The organism is Microbacterium umsixpiens, from assembly GCF_053543675.1.
This window is the reverse complement of the sequence record NZ_JBLVOH010000059.1, coordinates 16,692-20,803: the sequence shown is the minus strand read 5'-3', so window position 1 is coordinate 20,803 and position 4,112 is coordinate 16,692. Positions and strand designations below refer to the sequence as shown.

The 4,112-nt window shown below is 67.1% G+C and carries 3 protein-coding genes; 2 read left to right on the top strand and 1 reads right to left on the bottom strand.

Annotation, left to right across the window (positions count from 1 at the left end; genetic code table 11):
* Window positions 1-37: 37 nt before the first annotated feature.
* Window positions 38-1,870, bottom strand: coding sequence for an AMP-dependent synthetase/ligase (locus ACNPM4_RS05920; protein ID WP_029261545.1), 1,833 nt, complete (start codon window positions 1,868-1,870; stop codon window positions 38-40).
* A 150-nt stretch (window positions 1,871-2,020) separates the two neighbouring features.
* Here ACNPM4_RS05920 and ACNPM4_RS05915 point away from each other — a divergent pair, with 150 nt between their 5' ends.
* Window positions 2,021-2,710, top strand: coding sequence for a lysophospholipid acyltransferase family protein (locus tag ACNPM4_RS05915; RefSeq protein ID WP_029261546.1), 690 nt, complete (start codon window positions 2,021-2,023; stop codon window positions 2,708-2,710).
* Window positions 2,711-2,758: 48 nt separating this feature from the next.
* The gene (locus ACNPM4_RS05910; RefSeq protein WP_029261547.1) at window positions 2,759-4,099 is read left to right on the top strand and encodes a class II 3-deoxy-7-phosphoheptulonate synthase; all 1,341 of its coding nucleotides are present in this window, start codon (window positions 2,759-2,761) and stop codon (window positions 4,097-4,099) included.
* The last annotated feature ends 13 nt before the right edge of the window (window positions 4,100-4,112 follow it).

The window sequence follows — 4,112 nt, the reverse complement described above, 5'->3', positions numbered from 1 at the left end:
GGGGGCCCCTTCTTCGTGAAGATAGTCCGTCGGAGCGTCAGCCGCCGATCGCCACGTTGGTCGTGGCGACGGGCTCGTCGTAGATCGCGGCGATCTCGTCGGCGAAGTCGTTCATGATGACGTTGCGCTTGATCGAGAGTTTCGGCGTCAGGTGACCGGAAGCCTCCGTCCACTCCGAGTCGAGGATCGTGAATTTCCGGATCGACTCGGCACGCGAGACGTGGGCGTTCGCGATGTCCACCGCTCGCTGCACCTCGGCACGGACAGCCGCGTTCTTGGACGCGTCCTCGAGCGACATCTTCGCCTCGAGGCCGTTGTTCGCGAGCCACGTCGGGAGCATCTCGGGGTCGAGGGTGACGAGTGCCGAGATGAACGGACGCTGGTCGCCCACCACGACGACCTGTCCGATGATCGGGTTGGCGCGGATCGGGTCCTCGAGTGCTGCGGGAGCGACGTTCTTGCCGCCGGCGGTGACGATGATCTCCTTCTTGCGTCCGGTGATCGTGAGGAAGCCCTCGGAGTCGAAGCTGCCGATGTCACCGGTGTGGAACCAGCCGCCCTCGCTGAAGGCTTCCGCCGTCGCTTCGGGGTTGTTCCAGTACTCCTTGAACACGTTGATGCCGCGCACTTCGATCTCGCCGTCGTCGGCGAGGCGCACGCCCACACCCGGGAGCGCAGGGCCGACGGTCCCGATCTTGGACTTGTCCGCCAGGTTCACCGTCGCGGGTGCCGTCGTCTCGGTGAGACCGTATCCCTCGAGGATGACCACGCCGAGGCTGTGGAAGAAGTGACCCAGCCGCGAGCCCAGGGGAGCGGAGCCCGAGACGGCATACACGACGTTGCCGCCCATCGCCTCGCGGAGCTTGCTGTACACGAGCTTGTTGAAGAGGGCGAACTTGAGCTTCATCCCGAACGGGATCTTCTTGCCCGCCTCCAACAGCTTCGAGTGCTCGATGGCGACGTCGGCCGCGGCGCGGAAGATCTTGCCCTTGCCCCCGGCCTCGGCCTTCTGCTCGGCGGAGTTGTACACCTTCTCGAACACGCGGGGCACGGCGAGAAGGAAGGTGGGCTTGAACGACCCGAGCGCGGGCAGGAGCTGGCGCGTGTCCGGCTGGTGACCGGTGCGCACCCCGGCGTGGATGTCGAGGATCGAGATGAAGCGCGCGAACACGTGCGCCGTGGTGATGAAGAGCAGCGTGGAAGCGCCGGGGGTCTGTACGACGGCGTCGAGCGCCTTGGCCGAGTTGCGGGACAGCTCGACGAAGTTGCTGTGCGTGAGCACGCACCCCTTCGGCCGCCCGGTCGAGCCGGAGGTGTAGATGAGTGTCGCGATGTCGGAACCGACGGCGAGGGTGCGGCGTCGTTCGATCTCCGCGTCGGTCACCGAGGCGCCCTGAGCGGTCAGGGTGTCGATGGCGCCGAGGTGCAGCTGCCAGACCTCGCGGAGCAGCGGCAGGTCCCCGCGCACCTCATCGACGCGTGCGAAGTGCTCGGAGGTCTCCACGATCAGAGCGATCGCACCGGAGTCTTCGAGGATCCACTGGATCTGCGACGGCGAGCTGGTCTCGTAGATCGGCACCATCACCGCGCCGGCGTAGAAGAGCGCGAAATCCACGAGCGTCCACTCGTACGTCGTGCGTGCGAGGAAGCCGACCTTCTCGCCGGGCTGGATGCCGGCCGCGGCGAAGCCCTTCGCCAGAGCGACGACGGCCGTCTGGAAGTCGGCTGCGGAGATGTCGCGCCAGCCGTCGCCGTCGGGCACGGAGAAGAGCGCACGATCCGGAGTGGCTTCGACGCGCTTCACCAGCAGGTCGGCGACGTTCGCGTCGGGATCGGCGGGGACGATCGCGGGGACTTCAAACTGGACCACGGCAGCTCCTTCGGTACCGGTCGGGCACGGGTGTCCTTCGAGTGTAGGGCATGGAATCGGGTCGCGCCTGAGGTGAGACTCAGTCGCTCCTGAGGTCGAGAACGCGAGATCTCCGAGGCACGGGGCGCGGCGGCGCTAGACTTCACCTCGATGTTCTACTGGCTGATGAAGTACGTCGTAATCGGCCCCGTGGTCAAGGGTGTCTTCCGCCCCTGGATCGTGGGGCGGAACAACGTGCCCGCGAACGGTGCGGCGATCCTCGCGAGCAACCACCTCTCCTTCGCCGATTCCATCTTCCTGCCGCTGGTCATCGACCGGTCGATGTCCTTCCTCGCGAAGAGCGACTACTTCACCGGGCGCGGACTCAAAGGCTGGGCGACGAAGTTCTTCATGAAGGCCACCGGTCAGATCCCGATCGACCGGTCCGGCGGCAAGGCCTCGGAGGCCTCCCTGAACACGGGGCTTCAGGTGCTCGGCGGTGGCGACCTGCTCGGCATCTACCCCGAGGGCACGCGCAGCCCCGACGGCAAGCTGTACCGCGGTCGAACGGGCATCGCCCGGATGGCGCTCGAGGCGAAGGTCCCCGTGGTCCCCGTGATCATGGTCGACACCGACACGGCCATGCCGATCGGCAGGCGCCTGCCGCGCATCGTGCGCGTCGGCATCGTGATCGGGGAGCCTCTCGACTTCTCCCGGTACGCCGGCATGGAGAACGACCGCTACATCCTCCGATCGGTCACCGACGAGATCATGGTGGCCCTGCAGCGCCTCGGCGAGCAGACCTACGAGGACGTCTACGCGTCGACGGTCAAAGACCGCCTCCCGACCCGCGTCACATAGCCCTCGGCGCGCGTCTGGGCAGTACGCGCGACCACTAGGCTGGAACGCATGCTCCCGCACCACATCGAAGCCCTTGATGCATGGCGCTCGCTTCCCATCAAGCAGCAGCCGCAGTGGCCCGACGCGGACCGCGTCGCCGACGTCTCCCGTCAGATCGCAGGCCTCCCGCCGCTGGTGTTCGCGGGTGAGGTCGACAACCTCCGCGAGCGCCTCGCGCGCGCCGCCTCCGGGCAGGCGTTCCTCCTGCAAGGCGGAGACTGCGCCGAGACCTTCGCGGGAGCGACGGCCGAGCAGATCCGCAATCGCATCAAGACGGTGCTGCAGATGGCCGTGGTGCTGACTTACGGTGCGTCGATGCCGATCGTCAAGATGGGCCGCATGGCCGGTCAGTTCGCCAAGCCGCGCTCCAGCGACAACGAGACGCGTGGCGAGGTCACCCTGCCCGCGTACCGCGGCGACATCGTGAACGGCTATGACTTCACCGAGGGATCCCGCACGGCGGACCCTGCTCGTCTCCTGCAGGGGTACCACACGGCGGCATCCACGCTGAACCTGATCCGTGCGTTCACGCAGGGTGGGTTCGCCGACCTCCGCGAGGTGCACTCGTGGAACAAGGGCTTCGCGCAGAACCCGGCCAACCAGCGTTACGAGCGCATGGCGGCCGAGATCGACCGTGCGATCAAGTTCATGGAGGCGGCGGGTGCCGACTTCGATGAGCTCAAGCGAGTGGAGTTCTTCACCGGCCACGAGGGCCTGCTGATGGACTACGAGCGTCCGATGACGCGCATCGACTCGCGCACCGACACCCCGTACAACACCTCCGCGCACTTCCTCTGGATCGGCGAGCGCACGCGGGAGCTCGACGGCGCGCACGTCGACTACTTCTCCAAGATCCGCAACCCGATCGGAGTGAAGCTCGGACCGACGACGACGCCCGAGACCGCTCTCGCCCTGATCGACAAGCTCGACCCCGAGCGCGAGCCCGGTCGACTCACCTTCATCACGCGGATGGGTGCGGGCAAGATCCGCGACGCTCTGCCGCCGCTGCTCGAGGCCGTCCGTGACTCCGGGGCACAGCCGCTGTGGGTCACCGACCCGATGCACGGCAACGGCATCACCACGCCGACCGGATACAAGACCCGTCGCTTCGACGACGTCGTCGACGAGGTGCGCGGCTTCTTCGAGGCGCACCGTGCGGTCGGCACGTTCCCGGGCGGGATCCACGTCGAGCTCACCGGGGACGACGTCACCGAGTGCCTCGGCGGGTCCGAGCAGATCGACGAGGCCGCGCTGGCGACCCGCTACGAGAGCCTGTGCGACCCGCGCCTGAACCACATGCAGTCGCTCGAGCTGGCGTTCCTCGTGGCCGAGGAGCTCGAGAAGCGCTGACGCTGTAGACGAA

Excerpts from the sequence above, each read along its gene's own strand:
- ACNPM4_RS05910 (WP_029261547.1), top strand. The coding sequence starts at position 2,759 with ATGCTCCCGCACCACATCGAAGCCCTTGATGCATGGCGCTCGCTTCCC.
- ACNPM4_RS05915 (WP_029261546.1), top strand. The coding sequence starts at position 2,021 with ATGTTCTACTGGCTGATGAAGTACGTCGTAATCGGCCCCGTGGTCAAG.